Annotated in this window: 36 protein-coding genes, 1 pseudogene and 1 riboswitch; of the genes and pseudogenes, 23 read left to right on the top strand and 14 right to left on the bottom strand. The window is 61.2% G+C overall.

Features of this window, described 5'->3' with window-relative positions; genetic code table 11:
• Nucleotides 1–2,460, bottom strand: coding sequence for a S8 family peptidase (locus tag AC0V6T_RS01790; protein WP_486123811.1), 2,460 nt, complete (start codon nucleotides 2,458–2,460; stop codon nucleotides 1–3).
• Nucleotides 2,461–2,726: 266 nt separating this feature from the next.
• Between AC0V6T_RS01790 and dapD the strand changes: the two genes are divergently transcribed.
• The 6 genes from dapD to AC0V6T_RS01760 all read left to right on the top strand — a co-directional run bounded on the left by dapD (nucleotide 2,727) and on the right by AC0V6T_RS01760 (nucleotide 4,930).
• A complete protein-coding gene (gene dapD / locus AC0V6T_RS01785) occupies nucleotides 2,727–3,563 on the top strand; it encodes a 2,3,4,5-tetrahydropyridine-2,6-dicarboxylate N-succinyltransferase (RefSeq protein WP_486123809.1) in 837 nt (278 codons plus the stop codon).
• 108 nt (nucleotides 3,564–3,671) lie between these two features.
• On the top strand, nucleotides 3,672–3,833 hold the full coding sequence (locus AC0V6T_RS01780) for a hypothetical protein (RefSeq protein ID WP_193353878.1): 162 nt from the start codon (nucleotides 3,672–3,674) through the stop codon (nucleotides 3,831–3,833).
• 75 nt (nucleotides 3,834–3,908) lie between these two features.
• Nucleotides 3,909–4,136, top strand: coding sequence for a hypervirulence associated TUDOR domain-containing protein (locus tag AC0V6T_RS01775; RefSeq protein ID WP_007165140.1), 228 nt, complete (start codon nucleotides 3,909–3,911; stop codon nucleotides 4,134–4,136).
• 3 nt (nucleotides 4,137–4,139) lie between these two features.
• Nucleotides 4,140–4,337, top strand: a complete 198-nt coding sequence (locus AC0V6T_RS01770) for a DUF3008 family protein (RefSeq protein WP_486123806.1) — start codon at nucleotides 4,140–4,142, stop codon at nucleotides 4,335–4,337.
• A gap of 2 nt (nucleotides 4,338–4,339) precedes the next feature.
• Nucleotides 4,340–4,675, top strand: a complete 336-nt coding sequence (locus tag AC0V6T_RS01765; RefSeq protein WP_486123804.1) for a DUF3140 domain-containing protein — start codon at nucleotides 4,340–4,342, stop codon at nucleotides 4,673–4,675.
• A 72-nt stretch (nucleotides 4,676–4,747) separates the two neighbouring features.
• A complete protein-coding gene (locus AC0V6T_RS01760; protein ID WP_486123802.1) occupies nucleotides 4,748–4,930 on the top strand; it encodes a hypothetical protein in 183 nt (60 codons plus the stop codon).
• Between the two features lie 13 nt (nucleotides 4,931–4,943).
• Here the strand turns inward: AC0V6T_RS01760 and AC0V6T_RS01755 are convergent, their stop codons facing one another.
• Entirely contained in the window at nucleotides 4,944–6,269 is a 1,326-nt protein-coding gene (locus AC0V6T_RS01755; protein ID WP_486123800.1) for a dipeptidase, read from the bottom strand.
• A 50-nt stretch (nucleotides 6,270–6,319) separates the two neighbouring features.
• On the opposite strand from AC0V6T_RS01755, the gene AC0V6T_RS01750 reads away from it, so the two are divergent.
• The 3 genes and pseudogenes from AC0V6T_RS01750 to AC0V6T_RS01740 all read left to right on the top strand — a co-directional run.
• Nucleotides 6,320–6,790 (top strand): cupin domain-containing protein, encoded by a 471-nt coding sequence (locus AC0V6T_RS01750; protein ID WP_486123798.1) that lies wholly within the window; start codon nucleotides 6,320–6,322, stop codon nucleotides 6,788–6,790.
• Nucleotides 6,787–7,227: a DoxX family protein gene (locus AC0V6T_RS01745; RefSeq protein ID WP_486123796.1), complete on the top strand. Its 441-nt coding sequence runs from the start codon at nucleotides 6,787–6,789 to the stop codon at nucleotides 7,225–7,227. Before AC0V6T_RS01750 ends, AC0V6T_RS01745 begins: the two co-directional genes overlap by 4 nt.
• 51 nt (nucleotides 7,228–7,278) lie before the next feature.
• Nucleotides 7,279–7,473, top strand: a pseudogene (locus AC0V6T_RS01740) (DUF3253 domain-containing protein); the annotation flags it as partial.
• Between the two features lie 16 nt (nucleotides 7,474–7,489).
• Here the strand turns inward: AC0V6T_RS01740 and AC0V6T_RS01735 are convergent.
• Nucleotides 7,490–7,741 (bottom strand): SWIB/MDM2 domain-containing protein, encoded by a 252-nt coding sequence (locus tag AC0V6T_RS01735; RefSeq protein WP_486123794.1) that lies wholly within the window; start codon nucleotides 7,739–7,741, stop codon nucleotides 7,490–7,492.
• A gap of 27 nt (nucleotides 7,742–7,768) precedes the next feature.
• Nucleotides 7,769–8,359 carry a YbhB/YbcL family Raf kinase inhibitor-like protein gene (locus tag AC0V6T_RS01730; RefSeq protein ID WP_486123792.1) on the bottom strand — a complete coding sequence of 197 codons (591 nt, stop codon included), beginning with the start codon at nucleotides 8,357–8,359 and terminating at the stop codon, nucleotides 7,769–7,771.
• 267 nt (nucleotides 8,360–8,626) lie between these two features.
• On the opposite strand from AC0V6T_RS01730, the gene AC0V6T_RS01725 reads away from it, so the two are divergent.
• Nucleotides 8,627–10,081, top strand: a complete 1,455-nt coding sequence (locus AC0V6T_RS01725) for a S41 family peptidase (RefSeq protein WP_486123790.1) — start codon at nucleotides 8,627–8,629, stop codon at nucleotides 10,079–10,081.
• Between the two features lie 16 nt (nucleotides 10,082–10,097).
• On the opposite strand, the gene AC0V6T_RS01720 is transcribed toward AC0V6T_RS01725, so the two are convergent.
• The 4 genes from AC0V6T_RS01720 to AC0V6T_RS01705 form a co-directional block, all read right to left on the bottom strand.
• Complete coding sequence (locus AC0V6T_RS01720) at nucleotides 10,098–10,481, bottom strand: response regulator (RefSeq protein WP_486123788.1); 384 nt, start codon at nucleotides 10,479–10,481, stop codon at nucleotides 10,098–10,100.
• Entirely contained in the window at nucleotides 10,478–11,167 is a 690-nt protein-coding gene (locus AC0V6T_RS01715; protein WP_050750426.1) for an HWE histidine kinase domain-containing protein, read from the bottom strand. The genes AC0V6T_RS01720 and AC0V6T_RS01715 overlap by 4 nt, the downstream gene beginning before the upstream one ends.
• A gap of 333 nt (nucleotides 11,168–11,500) precedes the next feature.
• Entirely contained in the window at nucleotides 11,501–11,950 is a 450-nt protein-coding gene (locus AC0V6T_RS01710) for a COG3650 family protein (RefSeq protein ID WP_486123786.1), read from the bottom strand.
• Nucleotides 11,951–12,087: 137 nt separating this feature from the next.
• The gene (locus AC0V6T_RS01705; RefSeq protein WP_486123784.1) at nucleotides 12,088–12,663 is read right to left on the bottom strand and encodes a fasciclin domain-containing protein; all 576 of its coding nucleotides are present in this window, start codon (nucleotides 12,661–12,663) and stop codon (nucleotides 12,088–12,090) included.
• 152 nt (nucleotides 12,664–12,815) lie between these two features.
• On the opposite strand from AC0V6T_RS01705, the gene AC0V6T_RS01700 reads away from it, so the two are divergent.
• Together AC0V6T_RS01700 and AC0V6T_RS01695 are read left to right on the top strand one after the other, a co-directional pair.
• The gene (locus AC0V6T_RS01700; RefSeq protein WP_486123782.1) at nucleotides 12,816–14,054 is read left to right on the top strand and encodes an FAD-binding domain-containing protein; all 1,239 of its coding nucleotides are present in this window, start codon (nucleotides 12,816–12,818) and stop codon (nucleotides 14,052–14,054) included.
• Between the two features lie 78 nt (nucleotides 14,055–14,132).
• The gene (locus AC0V6T_RS01695) at nucleotides 14,133–15,101 is read left to right on the top strand and encodes a patatin-like phospholipase family protein (protein ID WP_486123780.1); all 969 of its coding nucleotides are present in this window, start codon (nucleotides 14,133–14,135) and stop codon (nucleotides 15,099–15,101) included.
• Between the two features lie 3 nt (nucleotides 15,102–15,104).
• Here the strand turns inward: AC0V6T_RS01695 and AC0V6T_RS01690 are convergent, their stop codons facing one another.
• The 4 genes from AC0V6T_RS01690 to AC0V6T_RS01675 form a co-directional block, all read right to left on the bottom strand.
• Nucleotides 15,105–15,542: a DUF6491 family protein gene (locus AC0V6T_RS01690; RefSeq protein WP_486123778.1), complete on the bottom strand. Its 438-nt coding sequence runs from the start codon at nucleotides 15,540–15,542 to the stop codon at nucleotides 15,105–15,107.
• Between the two features lie 50 nt (nucleotides 15,543–15,592).
• Nucleotides 15,593–15,838 (bottom strand): hypothetical protein, encoded by a 246-nt coding sequence (locus tag AC0V6T_RS01685; protein ID WP_486123776.1) that lies wholly within the window; start codon nucleotides 15,836–15,838, stop codon nucleotides 15,593–15,595.
• Between the two features lie 105 nt (nucleotides 15,839–15,943).
• Nucleotides 15,944–16,123: a hypothetical protein gene (locus tag AC0V6T_RS01680; RefSeq protein ID WP_486123774.1), complete on the bottom strand. Its 180-nt coding sequence runs from the start codon at nucleotides 16,121–16,123 to the stop codon at nucleotides 15,944–15,946.
• A gap of 2 nt (nucleotides 16,124–16,125) precedes the next feature.
• Nucleotides 16,126–16,470, bottom strand: coding sequence for an HPF/RaiA family ribosome-associated protein (locus tag AC0V6T_RS01675; protein ID WP_007165159.1), 345 nt, complete (start codon nucleotides 16,468–16,470; stop codon nucleotides 16,126–16,128).
• Between the two features lie 193 nt (nucleotides 16,471–16,663).
• Here AC0V6T_RS01675 and AC0V6T_RS01670 point away from each other — a divergent pair, with 193 nt between their 5' ends.
• A complete protein-coding gene (locus tag AC0V6T_RS01670; protein ID WP_486123772.1) occupies nucleotides 16,664–17,260 on the top strand; it encodes a thiamine biosynthesis protein ThiC in 597 nt (198 codons plus the stop codon).
• Between the two features lie 23 nt (nucleotides 17,261–17,283).
• On the opposite strand, the gene AC0V6T_RS01665 is transcribed toward AC0V6T_RS01670, so the two are convergent.
• Nucleotides 17,284–17,970, bottom strand: coding sequence for a hypothetical protein (locus AC0V6T_RS01665; RefSeq protein ID WP_486123770.1), 687 nt, complete (start codon nucleotides 17,968–17,970; stop codon nucleotides 17,284–17,286).
• Nucleotides 17,971–18,076: 106 nt separating this feature from the next.
• Nucleotides 18,077–18,189: riboswitch (TPP riboswitch) on the top strand.
• Between the two features lie 37 nt (nucleotides 18,190–18,226).
• Here AC0V6T_RS01665 and thiC point away from each other — a divergent pair.
• The 10 genes from thiC (at nucleotide 18,227) to AC0V6T_RS01615 (ending at nucleotide 24,516) form a co-directional block, all read left to right on the top strand.
• Nucleotides 18,227–20,125 (top strand): phosphomethylpyrimidine synthase ThiC, encoded by a 1,899-nt coding sequence (gene thiC, locus AC0V6T_RS01660; RefSeq protein ID WP_486123768.1) that lies wholly within the window; start codon nucleotides 18,227–18,229, stop codon nucleotides 20,123–20,125.
• Nucleotides 20,122–20,586, top strand: coding sequence for a RidA family protein (locus tag AC0V6T_RS01655; RefSeq protein ID WP_486123766.1), 465 nt, complete (start codon nucleotides 20,122–20,124; stop codon nucleotides 20,584–20,586). Before thiC ends, AC0V6T_RS01655 begins: the two co-directional genes overlap by 4 nt.
• Before the next feature lie 48 nt (nucleotides 20,587–20,634).
• Nucleotides 20,635–20,820, top strand: a complete 186-nt coding sequence (locus AC0V6T_RS01650; RefSeq protein WP_486123764.1) for a hypothetical protein — start codon at nucleotides 20,635–20,637, stop codon at nucleotides 20,818–20,820.
• Between the two features lie 121 nt (nucleotides 20,821–20,941).
• Nucleotides 20,942–21,418 (top strand): anthrone oxygenase family protein, encoded by a 477-nt coding sequence (locus AC0V6T_RS01645; protein WP_486123762.1) that lies wholly within the window; start codon nucleotides 20,942–20,944, stop codon nucleotides 21,416–21,418.
• A gap of 222 nt (nucleotides 21,419–21,640) precedes the next feature.
• The gene (locus AC0V6T_RS01640) at nucleotides 21,641–21,856 is read left to right on the top strand and encodes a cold-shock protein (RefSeq protein ID WP_007165167.1); all 216 of its coding nucleotides are present in this window, start codon (nucleotides 21,641–21,643) and stop codon (nucleotides 21,854–21,856) included.
• Between the two features lie 83 nt (nucleotides 21,857–21,939).
• Nucleotides 21,940–22,155 carry a hypothetical protein gene (locus AC0V6T_RS01635; protein ID WP_007165168.1) on the top strand — a complete coding sequence of 72 codons (216 nt, stop codon included), beginning with the start codon at nucleotides 21,940–21,942 and terminating at the stop codon, nucleotides 22,153–22,155.
• Between the two features lie 52 nt (nucleotides 22,156–22,207).
• A complete protein-coding gene (locus AC0V6T_RS01630; RefSeq protein ID WP_486123760.1) occupies nucleotides 22,208–22,711 on the top strand; it encodes a RidA family protein in 504 nt (167 codons plus the stop codon).
• A gap of 356 nt (nucleotides 22,712–23,067) precedes the next feature.
• Nucleotides 23,068–23,250, top strand: a complete 183-nt coding sequence (locus AC0V6T_RS01625; protein WP_486123758.1) for a hypothetical protein — start codon at nucleotides 23,068–23,070, stop codon at nucleotides 23,248–23,250.
• 59 nt (nucleotides 23,251–23,309) lie between these two features.
• A complete protein-coding gene (locus tag AC0V6T_RS01620; protein ID WP_486123756.1) occupies nucleotides 23,310–23,903 on the top strand; it encodes a hypothetical protein in 594 nt (197 codons plus the stop codon).
• A 280-nt stretch (nucleotides 23,904–24,183) separates the two neighbouring features.
• Entirely contained in the window at nucleotides 24,184–24,516 is a 333-nt protein-coding gene (locus AC0V6T_RS01615; protein WP_486123754.1) for a hypothetical protein, read from the top strand.
• Between the two features lie 168 nt (nucleotides 24,517–24,684).
• On the opposite strand, the gene AC0V6T_RS01610 is transcribed toward AC0V6T_RS01615, so the two are convergent.
• Entirely contained in the window at nucleotides 24,685–25,605 is a 921-nt protein-coding gene (locus tag AC0V6T_RS01610) for an MBL fold metallo-hydrolase (protein ID WP_486123752.1), read from the bottom strand.
• Nucleotides 25,606–25,609: the final 4 nt, after the last annotated feature.

The following is a 25,609-nucleotide window of genomic DNA, read 5'->3' as shown; positions in this document are numbered from 1 at the left end:
CTAGAACGCAGCGCCGATGCTGAGCAGCGCGCCGATATCGCTTGGCGCGCTCTCGATATGGCCGGGCTCCTGCCGATAATAAACGCTGGTCGAAATGCGCGCGGAGCCGATCCAGCCGCTCCAGTTGAGTTCGCTCATCAGCTCGCGTCCCACAGGTGCAAGATTGAGCGACTGGCGGTCAAGGATCGCGCTTTCGGTCGCGTAGTCATAGGCAACGGGCAGGTCGAAATTGAGCGCCCCACCGGTCACGCGCAGCGGCTGGCTGACGCGCAAACCGATGCTGTCATGGTGCTGGAACAGGCCTGCTCGCGTCAGGTCGAGCGACCAGCCCTGCGTCTCGACCTGCGAGCCTGCACCGATCAGAGCCGAGCCGCGCGGGCGGGTAAAGCCAGCGCGATATGCCCCGCCCAGTCGCCAGCGTGAGCCGATCCGCTGCACCAGTCGCCCGTCGAGGAAAACGCTATCCGCGCCCGAAATACCGAAGGCGGGGTTGAAGTACCCGCCTAGCAGCGTCTCTTCCTCCGCGAGCAACGACATCGCGACGCTCGCATCAAGCCCGCCCCAGCTGCGATCGGCGGCCAGCGCCATGCTGCTGGTATTGCGCCGTTCGCGCACGCCGAACAGAACATCGCTCGCCCGGCGGTTTTCGCCGAGCCATGCGCGTCCGCGCTCTCCAGAAAGGGTGACGCCCCAGTCGCCGAAGGTGTGGCGCGTGGCGAAAGCAAACTGGCTCTCTTCGAGAAAGCCCGCGTCGCGGCCCGCTTCGGGTGCGATCATGAAGGCAGCGCGGTCCGAGCCTTGCATCTGCGCGACAAGGCCCGAAGCGCTCTGGCGGAATGCCACGCCAAGCTGTGTGTCCGGCGCGATCCGGGCCGCCACGCGTGCAGCCAGCACCCGCGCGCCCTGCGCATCCTCGGGCGACAATTGCAGCGCCTGCGTCCAGCCGACACCTGCTGCGCGGTTCGTCTCTCCCACCGTTACCGCAAGTGAGAGCGCCGGGCTCGACGCCGCGCTGGTATAGCCGCCCCGCTCAACCGCGCCGCGAAGCCTCTGGACCTGAGCTGCGTTCTGAGTATGTCCGCCGAAGTTGAAGCTATAAGCGCGATCATACTGGTCGGTGACGATCGTGCCGAGCGATGCGCCCGACAACGCGTCCCCCATCGCCGCCGATCCAATCGCAAAATCGTCAACAAGACCGAGCGCGTTTGCCGTGCCCGCGAGCGTTGTGGTTCCTGCTGGCTGAAAGGCGCGGGCGATGTCGAGAATGCCTGTCCCGAACACCCCGTCCGTCCCCGTCGCTCCCGCATCGCTTGCGCTTGTGAGCAGGATCTCGACGATTTCCTCTCCGGTCAGATTGGGAAAGGCCTGCGCCAGCAGCGCCACTGCGCCTGCGACTTGCGGAGTGGCGAAACTTGTGCCTGAAAACAGCGTCACGAACTGCGAACCGTCGATGGTTTCGACGAAGATTTCGCCATCCTGATAGACGCAGCAAATCCGCTCTCCGCGGGCGCTTAGAAACGAGGCCGCTGAGGTTCCGGCGCGGTTGCTGAAGCTGGAAAAACCGCCATTGTCGTCAACCGATCCGACGATGATAACGTTGCCGCTGCCTGCATCGAGCAGGCTGGTTGCGAAGGGATCGGGCTGGTTCGGGTCGATGTCCGGATCATCGCCCCCTCCCCCATTTCCCGCCGCGACCACAACCACAATCCCGGCATTGGCTGCGCGCGAAATCGCGCCGCGAAGGGCCGCCGAAGCGGTTCCTCCGCCAAGGCTCAGATTGATGACCGCCGCCCCGCTTGCAATCGCCTGGTCAACGCCAGCGGCGATATCGCGGTCGGTGAAAGAACAACCGAGCGTCGGGTCCTGCGGTGTGTCCGTCCCGCACGAGCCGGGCATGTCGGCACGTAGCGCGAGGACCTGCACATCGAAAGCGATGCCGAGGATACCCTCATCATCGCGCGCGGCGGCTGCGACCATGGCGACATTGGTGCCGTGGTCATCCTCTGGATCGATCCCGCGATTGCCAGCGACGTCGCGCGAATCCGGGTGGATACGCCCTGCGAATTCAGGGCTGTCGGAATCGATGCCGCTGTCGATCACCGCTATGATCTGCCCCTCGCCCGTCGAACCATCCTGCCATGCCGCAATCGCGCCGTGAAAGTCCGGCCCGTCCGAACGGCGAAACTCCGCCGTGTCGAAATTGCTCGATGGCGGAGGAGGCGGCGGTGGAGGGGGCGGCGGAGGCGGTGGCGGCGGAGGAGGAGGCGGAGGAAGCGTCTGCACCCCGCCCCCTCCTCCACCGCCGCCACAAGCAGCGAGCGCGGTACAGGCAAGCGCTGCGGCAGCGACTTTCCAGACCACAGGCGCCCTTCGGTCGGGACGCGGCGCGACTGGAACCCGCGTGATGCGGATGGGCGAAGACGTGGCTGAAGACGGTGTTAGAGCGGTAGTGCGAGGCATTGGTCTCATCCTAAACTGCCGGCCCCCTAACGCGTGTGAGCATAGGCACATGCCTTACCTCTCGGCAAGCGGGGTCTGGACTTCAACGCCAACAACCGCCGATTTGGGTCATTCTGCCGTCTGGCACGCTCGCACCTTGCCGCTCGCCTCAGGGCAAGCTAGCAGCTTGGCCGAACACCAAAGGCGAAACCAACGCTGCTCTTACGCGTTAGCCTTCCAATGCAAGGCGTCCCCTTTTTCTGAAGGAGACGCGAGCCGGAGACATCATGAACGACACCCTCATCAGCCAGATCGAAGCCGCCTGGGAAGAACGCGACACCGTCACACCCGGTAGCGATGTTCGCCATGCGGTTGGCGAAGCGCTCGCGCTGCTCGACAGCGGCGAAGTGCGCGTCGCACAGCCTGGCGAAGATGGCACATGGTCCGTGAACCAGTGGCTCAAGAAAGCGGTTCTGCTTTCCTTCCGCCTGCAGGACAACCGCGTCATGGAGCATGGCTCCGCTGGTGAGGCCGCGTTCGACAAGGTGCCGCTCAAATTCGCCGGATGGGGCGCAAACCGCTTCAAGGAAGCCGGTTTCCGTGTGGTCCCGGGTGCAATCGTTCGCCGCGGCAGCCATATCGGCAAAGGCGCGGTGCTGATGCCGAGCTTCGTCAATATCGGCGCTTATGTCGGCGAAGGCACCATGGTCGACACCTGGGCGACCGTCGGTTCGTGCGCGCAGATCGGCAAGAATGTTCACCTGTCGGGCGGCGCCGGGATTGGCGGCGTGCTCGAACCGCTTCAGGCTGAACCCGTGATCATCGGCGACGGCGCATTTATCGGCGCTCGTGCAGAGGTTGCAGAGGGCGTGCGCGTGGGCGAAGGCGCGGTGCTTTCCATGGGCGTTTACCTTGGCGCATCGACCAAGATCATCGACCGGGCCACCGGCGAAGTGCATCGCGGCGAAGTGCCGCCCTATGCCGTGGTCGTGCCCGGATCGCTTCCCGGCAAGCCACTTCCCGACGGAACGCCCGGTCCTTCGCTTTATTGCGCGGTGATCGTGAAGACCGTCGATGCGCAGACCCGCTCGAAAACCGGGATCAACGAGCTGCTGCGCGACTGATCTCGCCAACACATCATTGCTGCAAAGGATCGCGTGCGGGCTTTCGCCGCGCGCCGATATGTCCTAGAAGCCGAACGCAAACACGAATTTGGGATTACGGAGTTTTTCATGAGCGAAGTCGACAAAGACGGCCGCATACACATCGAAGATGACGACGCACGCGGTGCGCACACCACCGGCTACATGCGCTATGTGCTCGGCATCGGACTGCTGCTTGCCATCATCGCGATGAGCATCATCTGGATCATCCCGGCGATCACCGGAGTCTGATAATCCAGCGGGTTCTGTGGAACCTAAAGCCCCCCTTGCTCGTAAGTCTTCCGAACCCCCAATCGGAGACAAACAATGAGCAATTCTAACAGCTTCCAGACCGACCAGTACGTCAAGTGGAACTGGGGCAACGGCGAAGGCAAAGGCCAGATCAAGGAACGCTTCGAGCGCGAGGTGACGCGTACCCTTCAAGGTACCGAAGTCACCAAGGACGGCGACGAGGACAACCCGGCTTACCTCATCAAGCAGGAAGACGGCGACGAAGTCCTCAAGCGCGGTAGCGAACTCGAAGCACAGGATTGATCCATGCCCAAGGCAAACAGCAAGGCGCAGCAACAGGCTGCGGGCGCCGCGCTTTCTGCCAAGCGCGGTGAAACCGACAAGTCCGACCTCCAGGGTGCATCGGAAGAGATGTACGAGAGCATGACTGAGGAAGAGCTCGAGGAAATGGCCTCGACGGCTCGCGAAAACCTGCCCGACACGGTCGATGATGAGGACGATTGATCGTGGAGCAGGATGAAAAGGACGAGATTTTCGACACGTTTTACGACCGGGTGAACATGCAACCCAAGGAACTCGAGGAATGGCTCGAGACCGAGGAATCGAAGTCGGTCGGTGACAATGATGACGGCGAAAGCACCGGGCACAGGTCCGGTCGCCGCATCGTCGAGATCAAGCGCACGAACAAGGATGAGCTTACCGACAGCCAGTTCGAGCATATGAACAAGGTCGGCAATTACATCAAACGTCACCTCTCGCAGCGCCCCGATGGCGATGTCGAGGAGACAGACTGGCGCTATAGCCTGATGAATTGGGGCCATGACCCGCTCAAGGACGATTGAGCCCTTTCAGCGGCAGGGTCGTAACCAATCGACTAGTTCAATCGAATTGCTCCTTATTGATAGGAGAATACGATGAATAACGCCCCTGCCCGCACCATGCCGCGCGCCGCTCTTCGCAAGCCGGCGCGCATCACCGCTCTCGCTGCACGCGCGGCGCAGGACAATCCAGCGACGCTCACCGTTCTGATGGTCAGCCTGACGCTGGCGATCTTCCTGATGAGCCTCGCCTGGCTTGTGCCCGCGCTTTACCTGTAATCCGCTGCTCGGATCATTCGTCGGTCGGGATCAAGGTCTCGATCGGTGGCTGGCCCGACGCGCGCGCGGCGTAGCGTTCCGCTTCGCGCAGGACGCGCATGGCATTGCGGCTTGAGATCAGCTCAAGTTCGACCTGCGAATAGCCGCGACGTGACAATTCGGCGAAGAGCTGTGGGTAGCCGCTGACGTCCTCGAAGCCTTCGGGGCCGGTCGGCATCCCGTCGAAATCGCCACCAATCCCGATATATTCAACCCCAATGAGATCGCGAATGTGGTCGATATGGTCGGCCATGTGGCTGATCATGGTCGGCGGCATCTCGTTCGCCGCATCCCACTCCGCCATTGCGCGGGCGACGACGTCGGGCTGCCCGCGGAACAGCGAATTCTGCCGGGCCAATTCAGCTTCGCGCTCGGCGAACCATTCGCGCTGTGCGTTGTTGAGGAAGCCGGGTAGACCCACCACCATTACGATACCGCCGTTGTCAGGTAGGCGCTGGAGCACGCTGTCGGGAACGTTGCGCGCATGGCCATTTACCGCGCGCACGCCCGAGTGGCTGAAGATCACCGGCACGCGCGTCACGTCGAGCGCGTCATGCATCGTCGTCTCGCTCACATGGCTGAGGTCGACCAGCATGCCCAGTCGGTTCATCTCGCGCACCACGTACTTGCCGAAATCGGTGAGGCCATCATGCTCGGGATCATCGGTCGCGCTGTCGGCCCATGGCGTGTTCGCGCCGTGAGTGAGCGTCATGTAGCGCGCGCCGAGGTCATACATTTGGCGCAGCACCGCGAGGCTCGACCCGATCGAGTGCCCACCTTCCATGCCGAGCATCGAAGCGATGCGCCCCTCGGCAATCGCGTTCTCGATATCGTCAGCGGTCTCGGCGAAGGCTAGCTCGTCAGGATAGCGCGCGATCAGACGCTTCATCACGTCAATCTGCTCCATCGTCATCTGCACCGCCTGCGGCTCAGGCAGGCTTGCTGGCACGTAGACCGACCAGTACTGCGCGCCCACGCGTCCTTCGGCGAGGCGCGCCAGGTCGGTGTGCATCGGGTTTCCATCGACTTCCGGTCCGGTGTCGGTGGTATCGGCGAAGTCGAACGTGTTGATCTGATTGTCGAACCGGCGGCGCAGCTGGATGGGCACGTCGTTGTGCCCGTCAAACACCGGCGCAATCGCGAGCGCTGCCTCGGCGGCTTCGAGCGCCATGTCGTTTTCGATCACGGGAGCGATGTCCTCGGCAACGCTGCCTTCGACGTCCTGAGCTTGGGCGGGCGCGCTCCAGACAAGAGCGATGGCAGCGCAGGCGGCGACGTGGTTAAGCGCTTTGTGTTGCATGAGGCGTAAAACTCCCGATACTTGTGCGCTACCTTGAGGGGCGCATTTTCATGACACAGGCGAATAGCGCGGACGCGCTGATCGAACAATTGCAGATGCAGCCGCATCCCGAGGGCGGGTGGTACGCAGAGACGTGGCGCGCCGATGCCGATGGCTCAGGCCGCGCGCGAGGCACGGCGATCCACTTTCTACTGAAAGCGGGAGAGGCCTCGCACTGGCACCGTGTCGATGCAGACGAGATGTGGCTGTGGCAGGGCGGCGACCCGCTTGAACTGGGCATCGCGGGCGCAGACGATGAGCCTGCGCGCTGGCTGCGATTGGGCAGCGACGTGGCGGGCGGTGAGAACCTGCAAGGCCTTGTCCCCACCGGCGCATGGCAAGCTGCGCGCCCGCTTGAAGGTCCGGCGGGCTATGCGCTCGTCTCCTGCATCGTCGTTCCCGGTTTCGAGTTTGCAGGCTTCGAGCTTGCGCCGCCCGGATGGGCTCCCGGCCAAGAGACCAAGCAGGAGACAAGCGCATGATCATGGGTTTCATCAAGGCGCTCGCCCGCATCATCCTCGCCGCGTTCTATGCGTTCGCCGGCTACATGCACATCGTGAAGCCCGAGCCGTTCCTTGCGATCATGCCGGAAATGATCCCATTCCCCGAACAGATCGTGTTCTGGACCGGGATTGCTGAAATCCTTGGCGCGATTGCGCTGATCCAGCCGTTCAATGCACGCCTGAGGCGTATCGGCGGGATCGGCCTTGCGCTTTACGCGCTGTTCGTGTGGCCCGCCAACATCAACCATTTCGCCATGGACATGGCGCGCGCTGATGGGGGCTTGGGCCTCGAATACCACATCCCGCGCATGATCGCGCAGCCGATCATCATCTTGTGGGCGCTGTGGGTCGGCGATGTGCGGATACCGCATCGCAAGGACCTGCCTTGGCGCCGCCGCAAATATGAGAAGGAATAGCGAAGTCGCGGCAGCAATCCGCAAGCTGCTGGGCCAAAGGCACAAAGGAGCACGGTCTGCCCCAGCGAAGCCGCGCGCCTGATCGCTGGTCCCGGCGGAGAATGGCGCGCGCTGATGGAGCCGGTTCACGCAGCAGTCGATGCGATGAACGAAGCGGGCGAAATTACTCTGAGCTGGAAAGGCAAACGGCTCGCCCGGCGCAGCGGTGCTTATCGCATCGCATTGCCCGGCGAGCCGCCTGAATAAGAAGCGAAGACGCGTCTTAGCTGAGGTGCTTCGAAACAGCAGCCGTCATCTTGAACATCGAGATCTGCTCTTTGCCGATCACTGCGCCAAGCTTGTCGTCAGGATTGATCTGACGCTTGTCCTTCGAATCCTGAAGGTCATTCGCCTTGATGTATTCCCACACTTTCGAGGTGACCTGTGCGCGGGTCATCGGACCTTTGCCGACCACGTTTTCCAGTTCACCTGAAAGGTTCACTGGTTTCTGCAGTGCGTTGGTTTTGCCAGCCATGGTTGTTCTCCCTAATATTTTGGCAGGTTATTCGAAATCGTCGTCGTCAATAAAGCCGTCATCCGCCTCAATCCCGGTGAACGGTGCATAGAGCACGGCGCAGCCGGTTATGAAGCCCTTGATGGCGGCCATCAGTTCTTCGCGGCTTGCCCCCGGCATGATGGTCAGCGGCAGGTCGGTCGCGAAAATCTGAAATACGTAGTGGCGCGTCTCTCCGACCGGCGGGTCGGGCAGCAGCCATTCGGAATTGCCAAAGGCGTTCTTGCCGGTGCGAGGCGGCACTTCGCCTTCAAGCAGCTTGCCGCGCTGTCCGGCCAGGCCCCAGACGACCCAGTGGCACGCAGGCTCTGCGCTGTCTGAGGAGGCATCTTCGACAATGACGATCAATTCCTGCGAACCCGGAGGCGGCGCGGTCCATTCGAGCGGAGGCGCAACCGCGTCTTCTTCCTTCGCGGTGAAGCAAGGGTCGAGTTCGTCGCCCGACTTAAAGGCCGGGCTGGTCAGGGCAAAGCCGCCGCGCTCAAGCGTCTTGGCATCGCCCAGGCTTGCGATCGCAAGTCCGGCGTGGCGCGCTGCAGGCGGCAATTTGGCGGTCAGCCAATCAGGCAGATCGGTCATGATTCTGTCTTTCCATGTCTAGGTTGCTAGTCGGATAAGGGGGTCAAAACGAGGGAGCGGGCGTGGATTTGCCCCGGTTTCTGAGGAAAACCTGCAAAATATTGAGCATTTTCAATGCAAGGGCCCGTTTTGTAGCGGTGGACAAGTGCGATTTGCGTGTCGAAAACGCTTTGCGAACTTGCCGTTGGCGGGCTGCTCATGCATGCTCTGCGCTCAGGCGTAAACATCAATTGCTACAACTTTTCGGTCCGGAGTCGCCTTCATTCCATGAAATCTGATGCAAACACCGCGTCCCTTCCTGTCGGGCGCAGCGCACTGACTGCAACTCTCGCGCTGGCGCTTGCTGCCTGTGGAGGCGGTGGGTCTTCGCCGCCGCCAACCGGTGGCCCCACGCCGACCCCGACGCCGAGCATCGCGACCTGCGCGGTGCAGAACCAGATCGCCTTTGCCAATGACGTTCTGAACGAATGGTACCTGTTCCCGGATCTCCTCGACAACACCGTCAACGCGGCAGACTTCAGCGATGTGCAAAGCTTCCTCGACGCGCGCGTCGCCCCGGCCCGCGCACAGTCGCGCGACAAGGGCTTTACCTTTGCGACCTCGATCGAAGCCGAAAACGAGCTGATCAACTCCGGCTCAAGCGCAGGCTTCGGTATTCGTCTTTCCTATGACACGGTGAACGACAGGGTGTTCCTGTTCGAAGCCTTCGAGAACGCGCCCGGCTTTGCCGCCGGAATGGACCGCGGGACCGAATTGCTCGCCATCGGGACGACCGCCAACAACCTCGTCTCGGTCAACTCGCTGATGGCATCGGGCGGTCCGCAGGCAGTCATCAACGCGCTTGGGCCGAGCGATCCGGGCGTCACCCGCGTCATTCGGTTTGCACAGGTCGATGGCACGGTGATCGAAGCCAGCATCGTCAAGGCCGACTTCAATCTCGATCCCATTTCCGACCGCTACGGCGCGCTCATCATCAACGATGGCGGCAAGTCGGTCGGTTATCTCAACTTCCGCACCTTCTTCCCACAGACCGCCGATGCGCAGCTGCGCGATGCCTTCCAGCTGTTTAATTCGAACAATGTCGACGAGCTCATCATTGACTTCCGCTACAATGGCGGCGGTCTGGTATTTCTTGCCAACGTGATCGGTGACCTTCTGGGCGAAAACCGGGTGGGACAGGTGTGGAGCCGCACGGTTTTGCGCGAATCCAAATCCTCGGAAAACGAAACGCGGCTGTTCCAGAACGAAGTGCAATCGCTTCAGGCCACCAAGGTCGCGTTCATCACCACCGGCAACACCGCCTCGGCAAGCGAGCTGGTGATCAATTCGATGGTCCCGTATCTTGACCCGGCCAATGTCGCGATTGTCGGGCGCAACACCAACGGCAAGCCCGTCGGCCAGTTCGGCTTCGACTTCGAGGAATGTGACCTGCGCATCCGCGCCGTCACCTTCCAGACGCTGAATGCCAATGACGAGGGCGAGTACTTCACCGGTCTTGCGAGCACCGTGCCCAATACCTGCCGCGCGGGCGACGACATCTCGGTCCAGCTCGGCGATCCGGCAGAGGCCTCGATCGCGACCGCGCTCGATTTCCTGTCAGGTCAAAGCTGCACGCCGATCAGCGGCAGCGGAGCGCAAGGCGCGCAGAGCGTGGGCGGGCTCGAGACACTGCAACCCGAGCGTCCCAACGCCGCGCAGTTCGAAATTCCAGGACTGTTCTAAAGGCGAACGCTCGCGTTCAAGCCGCGTCTGCGCCGCATGGCAATTCGCGCTGTTGAAGCGCGAGTTCGATTACGTCTGCGGGTAAAGCGGGCTTTGGAATGAACGGCACGCCTGCCGCACGACCGATCGTTGTCTTGCGATCGATGGCTCCTGAGTAGATCACGAAAGGAACATCGCGCTTCGCCAATTCGCGTGCCACGGGCGCGCAGGTTTTGCCCACGCCGAGATTTACGTCGAGCACAGCCACATCAGGAGCAAATCCTCCATGAAGCAAGCTGAGGGCTTCTTCCACGCTTAGCGCTGTGGCGACATCGTGCCCGAGCTCCTGAGCGGCCAATTCAAGGCCCATGAGGACAAGCGGCTCGTCCTCAACAAGTAATATGGAGCAAGGGGTGCTCACCCGACCCTTGCAACCGGAATGCAGATCTTCGCCTCCAGCCCCTGATCGGTCCACTCGCGCTCAATCGTACCGCGCGCTGTTGCAAGCAAACGGTCGACGATCTCGGTTCCGCCGCCAGCGGTAATCTCATCGCCGTTGGTGGCTGGGCCGCCGCTCTCACTCCAGATAAGAGTGATCGCTTCGGATTGGCCCCCGCCGGTGTCGCATGACAAACCATCGCAGCAACCCGATTTCAGTTTGACCGAAACCGAACCGTCGCCCTTCCAGGCGCCGTGTCTCTTCGCGTTGATCGCAAATTCGTGGAGCACCATGCCAACGAGCGAGATAGTAGCACTTGGGGCGCGTATCTTATCGCCTTCGAGGCTAAGCCTTGCGGTCGAGCGCGCATAGGGACGAAGGACAGCTTCGATCGCTTCGCCTATATCGAAAGCGCCAGTGTGCGATCCTTCAAACGTTGTTTCGTAAGCGCGGCCCAAGGCCTGAATGCGGGCGTTGATATCCGCCGCTTCGGTCGGGATGCCTTTGACGCGTCCGGTGATGCTGACGATCGCATTGATGACAGCGAACATGTTCTTGACCCGGTGCGAAAGCTCCCGCTCCATGTCCAACGCGTAATGCGAGGCGTCGCCGGGTTTGGACCCGGCGGCGCCAGCTGCGCTGTCTTGAGGGGAGCTTGGAGTCGTCACTTGGTTGTTTCTTCCGTAAATTGTCGGCGTGCAATCGTGATTGCGATGCCTGATCTCAGAGAAGTTAGTATTTCGCCTTCAACGCGAGGATTGAAGCAGGGTTCCCGCCGTCACCAATCGAAAATGGAGGAAAATTCTGCTTTTGCAGATCACCGGACTTAGCAGTCTACTGTCAACCGCTGATCGCAACGGGAATGACTATTGGTTTTCAATAGCTTGCCGAAATCGCTGTGGGCCCTTTCATGGGACCTCGTGGCACCAATCTGCAAGTGGCAAATTTTAAGGTTTTCTTAGAGAAGTCGGCTATTTGCCCGGTTCTTGCGCATTGACCGGTCAGGGCAATTGCTCGCCAATGTATGGTTGTGCGCTTGTATATGCGCAGCCGAAATAGGTCTCATCGCCAAGGGCAAAGGTGGCGGTGTAGGGGTAGACGCGGTCGCTCATCGTGTCGCTGCATTCGCCCGGCGTGAGGGCAAGGCTTGCCGAAGCGCCATCAAGCTCACCGCTCATCCCGATCCCGTTATTGCCTGCAAATCGCGATACGGCGAATTCTCTGCCCTCGATGTTCTCGGGCGTCGAATAGGTCGCCGTGAACCCGCCCTCGCCTGCTGGCTCGACTTTCACGTTCCAGAACGGTTCGTTTCCGAGCGCGGTGAGCGTTTCTTCAGGAGCGATCCCGGCAAAGGGCTCGGTATCGCGGGTGATTTCGCCGGGCACATCGCTGCATGCGGCGAGCGCGAGCGGCAATGCGAAAAGGGCGAGCTGAATGGGCCGGGTCATCATGGCGGGCGCTATACCGCAGGGATTTGAAGTGCGAAACCGCCTGTCGGCGACGGGTGGCTGGTTGCGCAAAAAAATGCGGGCCGCTGCGATATGCAGCGACCCGCCTTGGTTTTTCGTCTTGCGACAAGCGGCAAGAATTACTGCGGCATCAGCACGCCGTCGATCACGTGGATCAGGCCGTTCGATGCTTCAACGTCGGTCGCGGTCACGTTGACCGTTGCACCGGTTGCGTCGGTCAGCACAACGCCGCCATCGACGAGCATTGCGGTCAGTTCGCCGCCGCCGAGCGTGGTGACGGTGTAGCCTTCTTCGCCAGCGCCTTCGATTGCGGCAATCAGGGTTGCTGCATCAACCGCGCCATCGACGACGTGGTACTGAAGGATCGCGCCGAGCGTTTCGGTGTCGTTGGTGGTGAGCTCTTCGACGGTCCCTTCGGGCAGTGCGCCGAATGCGTCGTTGGTCGGTGCGAACACGGTCAGCGGGCCTTCACCCGAAAGCGCGTCACCAAGACCGGCTGCGGTCACGGCTGCAACGAGAGTCGAGAAGGTGGCTTCATCGCCCTGTGCAACTTCAACGATGGTGCCCGGAGCGGTCGCTTCTTCGGTCATGGCGGTTTCGTCGGCCATCATCGAATCTTCGGTTTCGGTTTCCGAAGCACAGGCGGCAAGAGCAAGCGCGGTGCCTGCAACGAGGCTAAGCTTGATGAATTTCATTGGGATCTTCCTCTAGTGATTGAGGTGGGGGAGTGATTTACAAAGCCGCAAGAATTGTGGCGGCTCTGTGGCAAGATACGCATGAAGGCTTCGGTTGGATCCAAATTCTTTTGAGATCATTTGAAATACGACACACAATCCGGAAAGCTTCGATGACCTTTACCCCTGACCGCAAGGCTGGTCTTGACCGCCTTGCCGAATTCGCGCCCCGATCCGGCAGCGCCTATGCCAGCAACCGCAATTACGATGATGGCGTTCCCGAAGACGGGATGCTTTCCAACGTCTCGCAATTGTCGCCCTGGCTTCACGCGGGGTTGTTGAGCGAGCGCGAGGTTATCGTCGCCGCACTTGACGAACATGGCCCCGGCAAAGCGGAAAAGTTCATCGCCGAAGTGTTCTGGCGGGTCTACTTCAAGGGCTATCTCGAACAGCGCCCGAGCGTGTGGGACGCCTACAAACAGGGCCGCGACGGCGCTCTGATCGCGGCCCGGAACAATTCGGGCCTCGCGAAGGGGTACGAGGAAGCCGTCGAAGGCCGCACCGGGATCGAGGCATTCGACCAGTGGGCGCGCGAGCTGGTGCAGACCGGCTACCTCCACAACCACGCGCGCATGTGGTTTGCGAGCGTCTGGATATTTACGCTCAAGCTCGACTGGCAACTTGGCGCAGACTTTTTCCTGCGGCATCTGATGGACGGCGATGCGGCCTCGAACACGCTTTCGTGGCGCTGGGTCGCGGGGCTCCATACCAAGGGCAAGAATTACGCAGCACGCGCCTCCAACATCAAACGCTACACCGAGCGCCGCGATGGTGGGCCACTGTCTGCCGAAGGGCTGAACGAAGACCCCGAACCGCTGAGCGAGGAGACCGAGCACCAGCGCCAGAAGCTCGACCTGCCGGAAGCACAGCCCGAAGACGCGTTCGACGCGCCCTTCGCGCTGCTCTTGCACGACGAAGCGGCGAGCCATGTGCCGCTCGACCTCACAAAAGCTCCTGCTGCGGTGATTGGTGCAGCCCGCCCGAAGGCTCGCTCTACCGGAGAAGTGGGCGAGCTTGCGGCGAACTTCGCTACGGGCGCGGTCGAAAACGGTGTGGCCGCGGCGGCGAGCGCGTTCGACTGCCCTGCCCTCACTTGGGAAGCAGGTGCAAATCTCAAGGACCTGTTCGGTGAGGTTGGAGTGGAGCGGCTCGCGGTGCCCTTCCTTCCGACCGGATGGACCAGAGATGCGTTGATGCCAGACATCGCGCCGCTCGCCGAAGCGGGCAACACCATCACCCTGCTAGGCGACCTCGATCGCCTTACCTGGCCACACGCGCGCGCCGGGTTCTTCCGGGTGAAGAAGGAAATTTCCGGCATTCTCGGCGAATTGGGGCTGGCGCCCGGTGATTAGAGCCGCCTTGCCGCATTGATCCTATCCCTGCCGCTTCCCACGCGATAACCCCCTGAAAGATAACAGGGGAGCAGAACGATGGCTGGTGGACTGGGATTGGCGCTTAGCGGTGGCGGCGCAAAGGGCGCGTATCAAGTCGGCGTGCTGGATGAATTGATCCGAGTAAGGGGCGTTGATTTTGAAACGGTGGTCGGCACGTCGACCGGCGCGATTCAAGCAGCGGGTGTGGCGCAGGACACAATCCCCGAACTCGTCGACTTCTGGACCGGGCTCAAGGGCCCTGATGACATTTACAAGAGCCGGGGTGGCCCGATCTGGGCGGTCATCACCGGCAAGAACTCTGTCTACAGCACCGGGCCATTGCGCAAGCTCTTGAACGATGCCTTCAAGGACGAGGACATTCGCGCAACCGGCAAGAACCTGCGTCTCGCGGTCGTCAACATCACCACCGGTGATCTGATCACCGTCGCTGAGAATGCCAACAACATTGCCGACTGGGTCTATGCAAGCTCGGCCCAGCCACCCTTCTTCCCGCCCTTCGAAACGCGCGATGCGGGCGGCAAGCTTGAACAGTGGGTCGATGGCGGGGTGAGGGACATCACGCCTTACGATTCCGCCATCCAGTTGCGCCCGCGCGCGATCCTGGTGGTCCGCGCCGAAGCACCCTTGCCCAAGACGCACACCGAATATGACAGCATCATCGACATCGGTCTGCGCTCGGTCGAGCTGCTGACGCGAGAGGTTGCCGACAGCGATCTTGGCAGCATCGAGCTGATCAACGACCTGCTGCGCGCCGAGATGGAACAGCGCCGCGTGCTCGAAGGCCTGCCCCTTTCTCCCGAGCAGGTCGAACAGGCGATGGCTCCGATCAAGGCGCGGATCGACCAGTATTTCCTGATCCCGACCATGGTGCTTCAGCCGCCGACCGACCTTTACGAAACGCTCGACTTCATTCCGGAGCTCATCGCCCAGAATATCGAGCGCGGCCGTAACGAAGTGCGCTCACGCTGGAGCGAGATCGCCGCGTTTCTAGGGGTGCCGGAATAGCGCCTATTCGCGAGCGCCCGCCCGCGTTCCGGGTTCACCAGCGGTCAGCCTGCGGATCGACTGGATCGTGCAGCGCTGCGGTCCGGTTACGTCCGGCACCACGAGGTCGATATCGAGCCCGTCGCAAATCCGCCCGACGCCTGTGCGCGTGAAGCGAACACTCTGCGCCCAGCGCACATCGGGACAACGCTGCGCAAAGGTAACGAGGAATGTCTCGCCCGCGCGCACATCGACAAGGATGCTCGTATCAGTGCGCTTGCCTTCATCGTCCTTGGCAGTGCGGTAGCCGGTAATCTGGCGCTGATAGAAACACTCGCGTCCACCCTGCTCGCGCGCGGTCGGCTCGCCCGTATCATCGCTTTGCGCGAGCGCGGGGACTCCCAGTGCGAGAGCGGAAACAAGGCCAATGGCCAGCGGAAGTTTGGGATCGGTGACAGCCATGCCTCATATCGTTGGCCGAAGCGGCTGAACCTAAGATGGATGCTGCGTGGTCATCGCCCGGCGGCGAGATTGCGAGCCCTTGCCCGGACTGAAGCCCGATCGTCCTTGGCCGCGGCTGCGAGCGCGGCTTCGAACCGATCGACTAGGCTCTGATCAGCGCGCGCCAGATGGCCAAGCGCATCAAGCGACCAAGCCCGCACGAAGGGTCGTTCATGCTCCAGCAGCGGCTCAAGCCAGTCCGCAACAGCTTTGGTGTGACGCGGTGAGATTTCGAGAAGGCCAATCGACTGACACACGTGAAGCTGCGCCGCCCAACCAGTGATGACGGGTAGAGATGCAATCAGAGCATCGGCCTGCGACGCGCTCGCCTTGTGCCCTGCCTCAAACGCGCTCTTGATAAGTCAGGTTGCACCGGCAGGCACATGGCCTTTGCGCGAACCTGCAAGCTCAATGAGCGCGTCGAAATAGTCAGGATCGCGGGAACACGCCGCCTCCGCCTCGCCGAGCAGCGTCACGGATTGCCCGTCATGCGCCGCCAGCCGTGCGCGCAACTGACTGCGCACATCGCTGGCGGATCCCATGCTTACATCACCTTGTCGGGGCGCGCGTCGTGCTTGTGGCGCGATTCCTTGCCGAAGTGGCGTTCAAGCCGCTGCGAGAGGGTGTTTGCCGCCTTGCGCGCGGCATCGTCGACCTTGTCGGCCTTGCCTGTGACGCCGATGGGCTTCCCGCCGCGCGGGCGCGCTTCGATCACGCAGTGCTTGTCGTCGGCACCGTGCTTGGAGCCGTTGACGTCCGACACATGCACTTCGACCCGGGTGAGACGGTCCTCGAAGCGGGTAAGCTTCTCGCGCACCATGGCCTCGATCCGCTCCGAGACGTTCTCGGTGCCCATTACGCTGCTGTCGGAATTGAACTGGAACTGCATGAAAGTTTCTCCTCTCTTTCTTGCCCCTGTCGGGAATGAATATGGGAGCGGGGCTCTACAATTGCGAGCGAAATCGGTTCCGTTCCGGCGGCTAAATTGGCCTGCCCCGTGGAATATCGGCCAATCGGGCGTAACCATCCGGCGCACGCCCACGTAAGCCAATCGAACAGTTTTTCAGGGGAACCCTCACATCATGCACGCAACTTTCAATCGCAACGTGACAATTGTTGCATCGCTCCTGCTCATCGCGGCCATCACGCAGGCGATCTACACCGCGCTCTACATCGCCGAGATGGACGTGCCGCGACAGCTTCTGTGGGGGAGCGAGGGCGTGCTGTTCACGATCCTCGCCGCCTTTGCGGGCGCTGCGATGGTTCAGGCGAAGGAGTTTCACCTCGGCTGGGCCGCGATCGCTGCATCGGCCGTGCTCAACGTCGTGCAGGTCGGCGTGGGCCTGACCTTGTTCGGCCCGTTCTTCGAGGTCGCTGGCGAAGTGCCCGAAATGGCTCCGGTAGCGGGCGCCATCGTCGCCTATTCCTTCATGGTCTACAACGCGGCCAAGGTGCTGATTGCGCTTGCAGCCGTAGTGTTCGGCCTCGGGCATATGAGCGCTGGGTCGAAAGCCATTGGCGGTCTCACGGCAATCGTCGGCGCGGTCGCGCTGGTCAGCAACGCGCTGTCTGCCGCGATGGGCCGCGACTTTTCGGGCGAGCTTCCGATTGCAGGCGGTTCGGGCGTGCTTGCTACGGTCCTGCTGGCGCTGTGCCTCTTCACGCTGCGCGAACGCTAACGTGAGATATTCCGACTGAACCGCTACATTATCGATGTGTTTTCGTTCGTAAGAGGAATGGCCTCTAAATAGTGAATGAAAACCATACAATCATAATCCGCTATCTGAGTCCGAACGGGTAGAACACGGAAAAAGCCCCTCACGTGCCAATACCCGCTGTCCCAGTTTCGATATCGATCAAATTCTTCGCTCTTGAGAAAACGGATGTAGTGGCATGTGTAGTCATATTCGGCTTCACCAAACCTATCTTTCTGTCTGAAAGATAACACGTCCTCGTCATCACGAACCAATCCTCGATCTTCGGTGCCTGGAAATGATACAGATAGATTGACAATTTCATTCTCGTGTTTGCCAATGAATTTCAGGAAGTTCCCTTCGTTCTCGTCGCTGTCTAGATACACATTTTCTAACTTCGGAAAGCGCGAAGTGGGTGATTGCTGAAGATTCCTAGCAACATCTTCCACACGCTTCGCGGTAGAATCCACAGTGTCTCTGACATCTCCCACTCCTTCTTCGATCCGAGATGCCTGTCGAGAGCTTTGCTCTTGGTTGTTGCGATCAACTGAGAAGCTATAGACGGAGAAAATGAGTCCTGCGACGCCGAGTAACGCAAAGAGACCCGTTGCAAAGGGATGGCGACCACATGCCTCGACGAAGCTAACGAGGCGGTTGGATAGCGACTTCTTCGACGAGGATGATGGTGAATTCACTGCGGCTACTCCTTCTCGGGGTGCGCGAATACGGTCAAGACACAGCCTCCAACAAGCTTTGCTGGAGTAGCATGACATGGACAATGCCCAAATCAAGATGTAACCAGCGTCATCCCCGGGGAGCCAGCAAGTCTTGGCTGAGAGGTGGGTGTTGCGGCCCACGACCCGTTGAACCTGAACCGATTAGCATCGGCGGAGGGAGTGGGCGGCTGATTGCCAGAAGTCCGCGCTCCGTCCTCGCAAGGAGAGACTTCGCATGGCCGACATCAATTCCCCCGTAGAAATTGGCGTAACCACCGGGCCCATCCGTGGCAGCCGCAAGATCCATGTCGGCGCACGCACGGGCAGCGGCGTCCAGGTCGCCATGCGCGAGATCGACCTTGAAGGCGGCGAGGCTCCGGTGCGCGTATACGATACGTCCGGCCCCTACACCGATCCCAATGCCAATATCGACATCAATGCAGGCTTGCCCGCACTGCGCCGCGACTGGATCATGGCGCGCGGCGATGTCGAGGATTACGATGCGCGCGAGGTGAAGCCGGAAGATAACGGCCAGCTTGGCCCGGATCGCTCGGGCGGCGTCCCGCAATTCCCCAACACGGTAAAGCGCCCCCTTCGCGCCAAGGCAGGCATGAATGTCAGCCAGATGCACTATGCCCGCAAAGGCATCATCACCCCTGAAATGGAATATGTCGCCGAGCGCGAGAACCTTGGCCGCGAAATCGCTGCCGATTTCGTGCGCGATGGCGAGGATTGGGGCGCGGAAATCCCCGATGTGATCACTCCGGAATTCGTGCGCAGCGAGGTCGCCCGTGGCCGCGCGATTATTCCCAACAACATCAACCACCCCGAAACCGAACCGATGGCCATCGGGCGCAACTTCCTGGTCAAGATCAACGCCAATATCGGCAATTCCGCCGTCGCTTCGGACGTGGCGCAGGAAGTCGACAAGATGGTCTGGGCGACCCGCTGGGGCGCGGACACGATCATGGACCTCTCCACGGGCCGCAACATCCACGACACGCGCGAATGGATCATCCGCAATTCCGCCGTCCCGGTCGGCACCGTGCCGATCTATCAGGCGCTCGAAAAAGTCGGCGGCGTTGCCGAGGAGCTGACGTGGGAGATTTTCCGCGACACGCTGATCGAGCAGGCCGAACAAGGCGTCGACTACTTCACCATCCATGCGGGCGTGCGCCTGCCCTACGTCCCGCTCGCGGCAAAGCGCGTCACCGGTATCGTGTCGCGCGGCGGCAGCATCATGGCGAAATGGTGCCTCGCGCATCACAAGGAGAGCTTCCTCTACGAGCACTTCGACGAGATCACCGAGATCATGAAGGCCTACGACATCGCCTATTCGCTGGGCGATGGCCTGCGCCCCGGCTCGATCGCCGACGCCAATGACGAAGCGCAATTCGCCGAGCTCTACACTCTGGGCGAGCTGACCAAGAAGGCGTGGGCGCAGGACGTGCAGGTAATGATCGAAGGGCCGGGCCACGTGCCCATGCACAAGATCAAGGAGAACATGGAAAAGCAGCTCGAAGCGTGCGGCGAAGCGCCGTTCTACACCCTCGGGCCGCTCGTCACCGACATTGCGCCGGGTTACGACCACATCACCAGCGGCATTGGTGCTGCACAGATCGGTTGGTACGGCACCGCGATGCTCTGCTACGTCACGCCCAAGGAGCACCTTGGCCTGCCCGACCGCGACGATGTGAAAGTGGGCGTCGTCACCTACAAGCTCGCCGCCCACGCAGCCGACCTCGCCAAGGGCCACCCGGCAGCGAAAGTGCGCGACGATGCGCTGTCAAAAGCGCGCTTCGAATTCCGCTGGCGCGACCAGTTCAACCTGTCGCTCGACCCCGACACGGCCGAGCAATATCATGACCAGACGCTTCCGGCGGAGGGCGCGAAGACGGCGCATTTCTGCTCGATGTGCGGGCCCAAGTTCTGCTCGATGAAGATTTCGCAGGAAGTGCGCGAGTTTGCTGCGAAGCAAAACTCGGACCCCGACAGCTTCCTTGCAAGCGAGGACCTCAAGGGCGAAAACTCCCCCGCCGAGCGCGCCGAGAACGAGGCTGGCATGGAAGAGATGAGCCGGGTGTACAAGGAGAAGGGTGAAAAGCTCTACCTCCCCGAGGACGAGGCGCGATGAGGCGCTGGTTCGCGGGAGCAGGCCTTGCCACCGCAGCGCTGATCGCAACCGGATCGGCTGCCCCTGCCAGCGCGCAGGGAGAGCCGCTATTCCTCCCTCTCGAAGGCCGCTCGCTGCCATTCTCGAGGGCCGTGCAGGTGGGCGATACGCTCTACCTTGCCGGACAGATTGGCCTCGCACGCGGCGATAGCGCGGGCGAGCCCAACGGTATCGAAGCCGAAACGCGCCGCACGATGGACCGGATCGGCGAAACGCTCGCCAAGTATGACCTCACGCACGACGCGCTGTTCAAATGCACCGTCTGGCTCGCGGATATCGAAGACTTCGCGGCCTTCAACGCGATCTATCGGACCTACTTCAAGGAAGGCCGCTACCCGGCCCGGTCCACGATGGCGGTGAAAGCGCTCGCCGGGGGTGCGGTGCTCGAAGTCGAATGCATCGCGTTCAATCCGCAAGGCTGAGCGCGAGCGCATGATCACCATGCACCCCTCCAAAGAAGAGTGTTTCGAGTGCCATTTTTCCGATGCGCGCGGCCAGATGCGCATCTGGACCCGCGCAAGCCGATGACGCGGCAACAGCGGATGAATGGCAATCGGGAGGTCACGCAGGTGCTGACCTTCGGCCCGGATGGAGAGCGCGCAACCAGCGCGCTGAAAAGCACGCTTCTCGTTACGACAGCCGAGGTGTTAGACTAGGGGATCGCGAAACGGGACTGATCGCTACTTGCCGGGGATTTACGTTGGCGAAAAAGGTTCGCGACCTCGGCGAGATGTGCACACCTGCGAAGCCGGTCCGACCAAAGGGGGGATACGAAACATGACATTGGCCATCGACCTGCTCATCTGGTTCGCCGCCTTGAGCAGCGGGATCATGGCCGGTGTCTATTTCACCTTCTCGGTCTTCGTCATGCGCTCGCTCGCGGACTTGGGCGATGAAGCCGGTGCGCGCGCGATGCAGCGCATCAACGACATCATCCAGAAAAGCGCGTTCCTCCCGCTGTTCTTCGCAAGCACGCTGGCGAGCGCGGCGCTGGTGGTGCTTGGGCTGATGGGGTGGGTGTTGGGCAACCCCTGGTTCGCCATCGCAGGAGGCGCTGTCTATGTCTTTGGCATGTTCGTGGTGACCGTGGTTGGCAATGTCCCGCTCAACAACCGGCTCGACGCGGTCGATGCGGCGAGCGAGGAAGGGGCCGCGATGTGGCGCACCTACCTTGCCCGCTGGACCCCGCTCAACCACCTGCGCACCCTTGCCTACACGCTGGCCATGGGCCTGTTCATCGCAGCACTGATCTGACGCCCCGCGAACAATAATTAGCTATCCGCGCAATTCCATGCTACAGCCTCCCCGCTGACGTCGGAATTTGCGACGGAACTTGAAATTTGCGCTCCGCCGTCTGGTTCTTCGAACCCCCGGCGTTAACCGGACGACGACTTCCTTTCATCTGAACGAATTGACGCACGACCTTGCCGCATGTCGCGGAGAGGCAACCCCAACGTTCTTGAAAGGAACGATATTATGTCCAGCAAAACTGGCTCCGTAAAATTCTTCAACGCCGACAAGGGCTATGGCTTCATCCAGCCCGACGACGGTTCGGCCGACAGCTTCGTGCACATCAGCGCGGTGCAGGCCGCCGGCATGCAGACGCTCGATAAGGAACAGCGTCTCAACTACGAAGTCGAGACCGGCCGCAATGGCAAGGAAAGCGCCGTAAACCTTTCGGCAGCGGACTGACGAACATGCGCAGCGCGGAACATCATGCTCCGCGCTGCGTTTTGATTGCTCAGTACTTTTCCCGATACCGAAAGGCAGACCACATGGCGCAGACTTACGAATTCTATATCGAGCGTGCGGGCGAATCCGCGAAGGCTGCGAAGGAAGCGGTTCTGCAGAATGTGCGCGAGCGGGAACTGCGCTCTGAGCAGCACTGGCTCGGCCTTGCCGAGCGTACCCGTGCAGGCAAGATCGCCCGCGAAAAGGCCGACGCTGCACGCATGGCCAAGCGCGAGGCAGAAGCCGCCCTCAGGAACTGACACCCATGCGGTGAGCATGTATGGTCCCACCCGACAACAGGGAGGACCAGCCATGCTCAGATCAGCCACCTTGCTCGCCGCAGCCGCGGCTTTGAGCGCAACCACCGCCAGCCCCGCGCTCGCCGATGCGCATGTCGAGGCAGGCAGCGAAGCGACCTCATCCGAAAAGCGCACCATCATGCCCGAGGATCCGGGCGCGCGCGCTTTCCTTGAGCAGTTCGGCTTTTCCGAAGCGGTGATCCACGGCGACACCGTCTACCTCTCCGGCGTGATCCTCGGCCCCGCGCAAGAGGGCGAGACGCAGGAAGAGGCGTTCGACCGCACGTTTCAGTATATCGGCGGCATCCTGGAGCGCGCCGGATCGAGCTGGGACGATGTGCTCGACATCACCACCTACCACGTCGACATAGACGCCTCGATGCCCGCGCTCGCCGCGGTGAAGAACCGTTATGTCAAAGCCCCCTTCCCCGCCTGGACCGCGATCGACGTGGACCGCCTCTATACGCCCGAGGGAGTGGTGGAGATCAAGATTACGGCTCGGGTGAGTGGGGGGTAGGCCACGACTTGGTTTGCTTGAGGCTTGTCATGTATGCACGGGCTCGTATGGAGATAACGGAGTCGAGCTGCTGAACCTTGAAATGTCGTGTGCTATTGCCATCTAATCAGTGTTGCAGTCTGTCGACATTTCTCATCTATTTGCCGGAATTTTAGGCTGATGGGATTGCCTACAGGGCTAATTTGGCACTATGGGCCATTTAGACTCGTTTGAATCAAATTGATTCGTGAGAGTGACGATGTGTCAACCATTCATCACTAGGTAAGCTGTGGATATGTATCATGGCGAACATTCGGCGCAACAAAAATGGGCGTTGAACGTTGTAAAGGTAGTTGATGGGAAAAGGAGGTAAGTGAATGAGTAATTTGCTTGATCGCGCGACCACCCTGCTTTTTCCCGAGCAGGGGCGGCGTGCAATAGATGTTAAGTTTTTCAATCACTCGCATGCGAGTGATGAAGCGCTTGCAGAGCAAATTGTCGTGTGTATGGCGGGAATTGACGACCCATCGCTCGACATTGCGGACATTGACCGCGTCTGACTTGACTTAATCGGTTCTAGCAGACTAACCGGCGTCCTTCGTCATGAGGGGCGCCGGTTTTGCTTTTTCCAGCATTTTATAAAGAACTTGAGAAGCTAAAGCCCGAGCCACGCGTATTGGTCTCGGAGATACAGCGTATCATTAATCTACACCACACAGGCGTAGGTACGATTAGGAACAAGTGGTTTCCTGATTTCCCCAAGGCAGGCGATGGAAACTTCATTTGGTTAGAGGAAGAGCGCACCAGCCCGCACGAAGAGCCGTTCAGTGACGCGATCGTCTTCGTAAACGATCGCTACCGTGATGATCGCGAGATGGCTCGGGTTATCGCTGCCAAAGAATTGATGCACGTTTTCGACACTGAAACACAACGCACGAAAGACCCTGAGTCATTCAGGAGGCTCTTGAGCGAAATTGCCTCAAAGCCAATGCAGGCTGATATCTCGGAGCCTTACGCAGCGGACAGAGAGGCTCTATGGAAAGCGATACTTTGCATAGTCCCACATTGGCTACGCGACGAATACATCGAAGATTGGAACACTGACAGAGTTCAAGCACACGAACTCGCGGTGAGATGGTGGATCCCTGAAAAGTTCGCTGCGCAAGCGATGAACCCTTATTACGATGAGGCACGCAAAAAATTTGGGCTCTGACTTTTCAACTTCGGAAGGAGCGTTAGCTCCTGACAAATCATCCTAAGCTGCCATCGCCGTGATTACGCCCGTACAAACGTGCCGCTGAAGCTCACAAAAATCGGTGATAGGTCCAACCTCGCTTGACCATCTCCGCTACTTGGTGCCCCCAAATCTTAGTGGGTCGATCCTTAAAGGAAGTAATCGAGCATCTCCGCAGCAAGGTCGCCGCTGAGCACCGGACAAGCGGGGAGAACGCAGTATCTTTCCTACACCGCCAATTTCTGCCTTAACCTCGCAGATGGCCTCCACCCCTCCCCGCTCGCCCTCCCCTCAACCCGACAACACCCGCTGGACTGGCACCAAGGCTGCGGCGTTTCTCAAGGCGCTTGCTCGCAGCGGGAAGGTTGCACCGGCGGCTCGCAGCGTGGGGATGAGCCGGCAGGCGGCTTATCGTTTGCGGGCGCGGGCTCCGGGGTTTGCGAAGTTCTGGGACTTGGCGATGGAGGAGGCGGCGCAGCGCAGGGCTTCGGCCCGCGTGCCCAAACGCGTGCATCCGCTGCTCTCGCGCGCTCCGGTCGATGTTACTGGGGGAGCCATGCGGGAGGGTGACAGTTATGCGCCCCATGGGTGACACTCTGGCCCGCCTTAGCGTGACACTTTACCGCCAATGGGTGACACTTTGCGGCCCCTTGGTGACGCTTTGGCAGCTACGGTCACACTTTTGGCGGGGCACGGTGACACATAGGCCGTTTTTGCCCCTGGACCGTGTAACATGCGGTCCACTTCGTGAGGAAAACGCTCACTCGACAGGCACGATCTCCACCATCTGGCCGACCTCGGTGAAGAAGGGGCGCTCGCCCCTAGCGAGGTAGCCGGGCGCCTCGATCGGCACGTGCATGGCGACGGCGGCATGGGCGTTGAAGGTCTCGTCCAGCAGCGCATCGAAGCCGCCTTGCGCATAGTGCCAGTAGGGGACCATGGCGAGGCTGGTGCGCCGGGCCTCAAGGAAGGCGGTGAGGGCCTCGTAGTGCTCGGAAGCCGGGTCCGCGTCGCCAAGGTGCATGACGCGCGCGGTGAGGCCCTCTCCAGCCGGAGCGGAAACGCGGAAGGTGATGTTGTGGACCTCTGCGTGCCGGTCGGGCCAGCCGGAATGCGGGGAGCGGAAGGCCTCGATGGTGGCGCCCGCGATTGCGATGGCCTCGGCCGCCTCGCCATTGGCAAGCTCGATGGTGCGGATGCGGGCGGCGAGCGCTTCGTCCCAGCCGGGCGCCTCGCGCAGGCGGTCAAGCGCCTGTGCGGGGGCGACCATGACGAGGCCGGGCTGAGCGGAGAGCATGGCGGTCAGCTGCTCTTCGGAGAAGTGGTCTCCGTGGGCATGGCTGACGAAGACGGCGGCGACGCCATCGTAAGGGGGCGCTCCGGAGATGAGCGCCTCGACCAGCTCGGGCGGCGGCACTTCGAAGGTGCCCCAGTGGTCGTCATAGAGCGGGTCGAACAGGAGCTTGACCGGGCGGGCGTCCGTGGTGCCCCCGCGTCCAAGGTCGCCGCCAAGCTCGGCCATGACGCCAGCGTTGAGGATCGCGGTGGCGGTGTTGGGATTGGGGCCGGTGGCGAGCTCGGTCGGTGGGGCGACGGTGTCATTGGGCGGCTCGGCGCAGGAAGGAAGCGCCATCATGGCGGCGAGCAGCAGGGCGGAAAGGAGTAGCTGTGATGCACGCATGATT

The organism is Erythrobacter sp. S158 (genome assembly GCF_057364915.1).
This window is presented reverse-complemented; position numbering and strand designations above follow the sequence as displayed.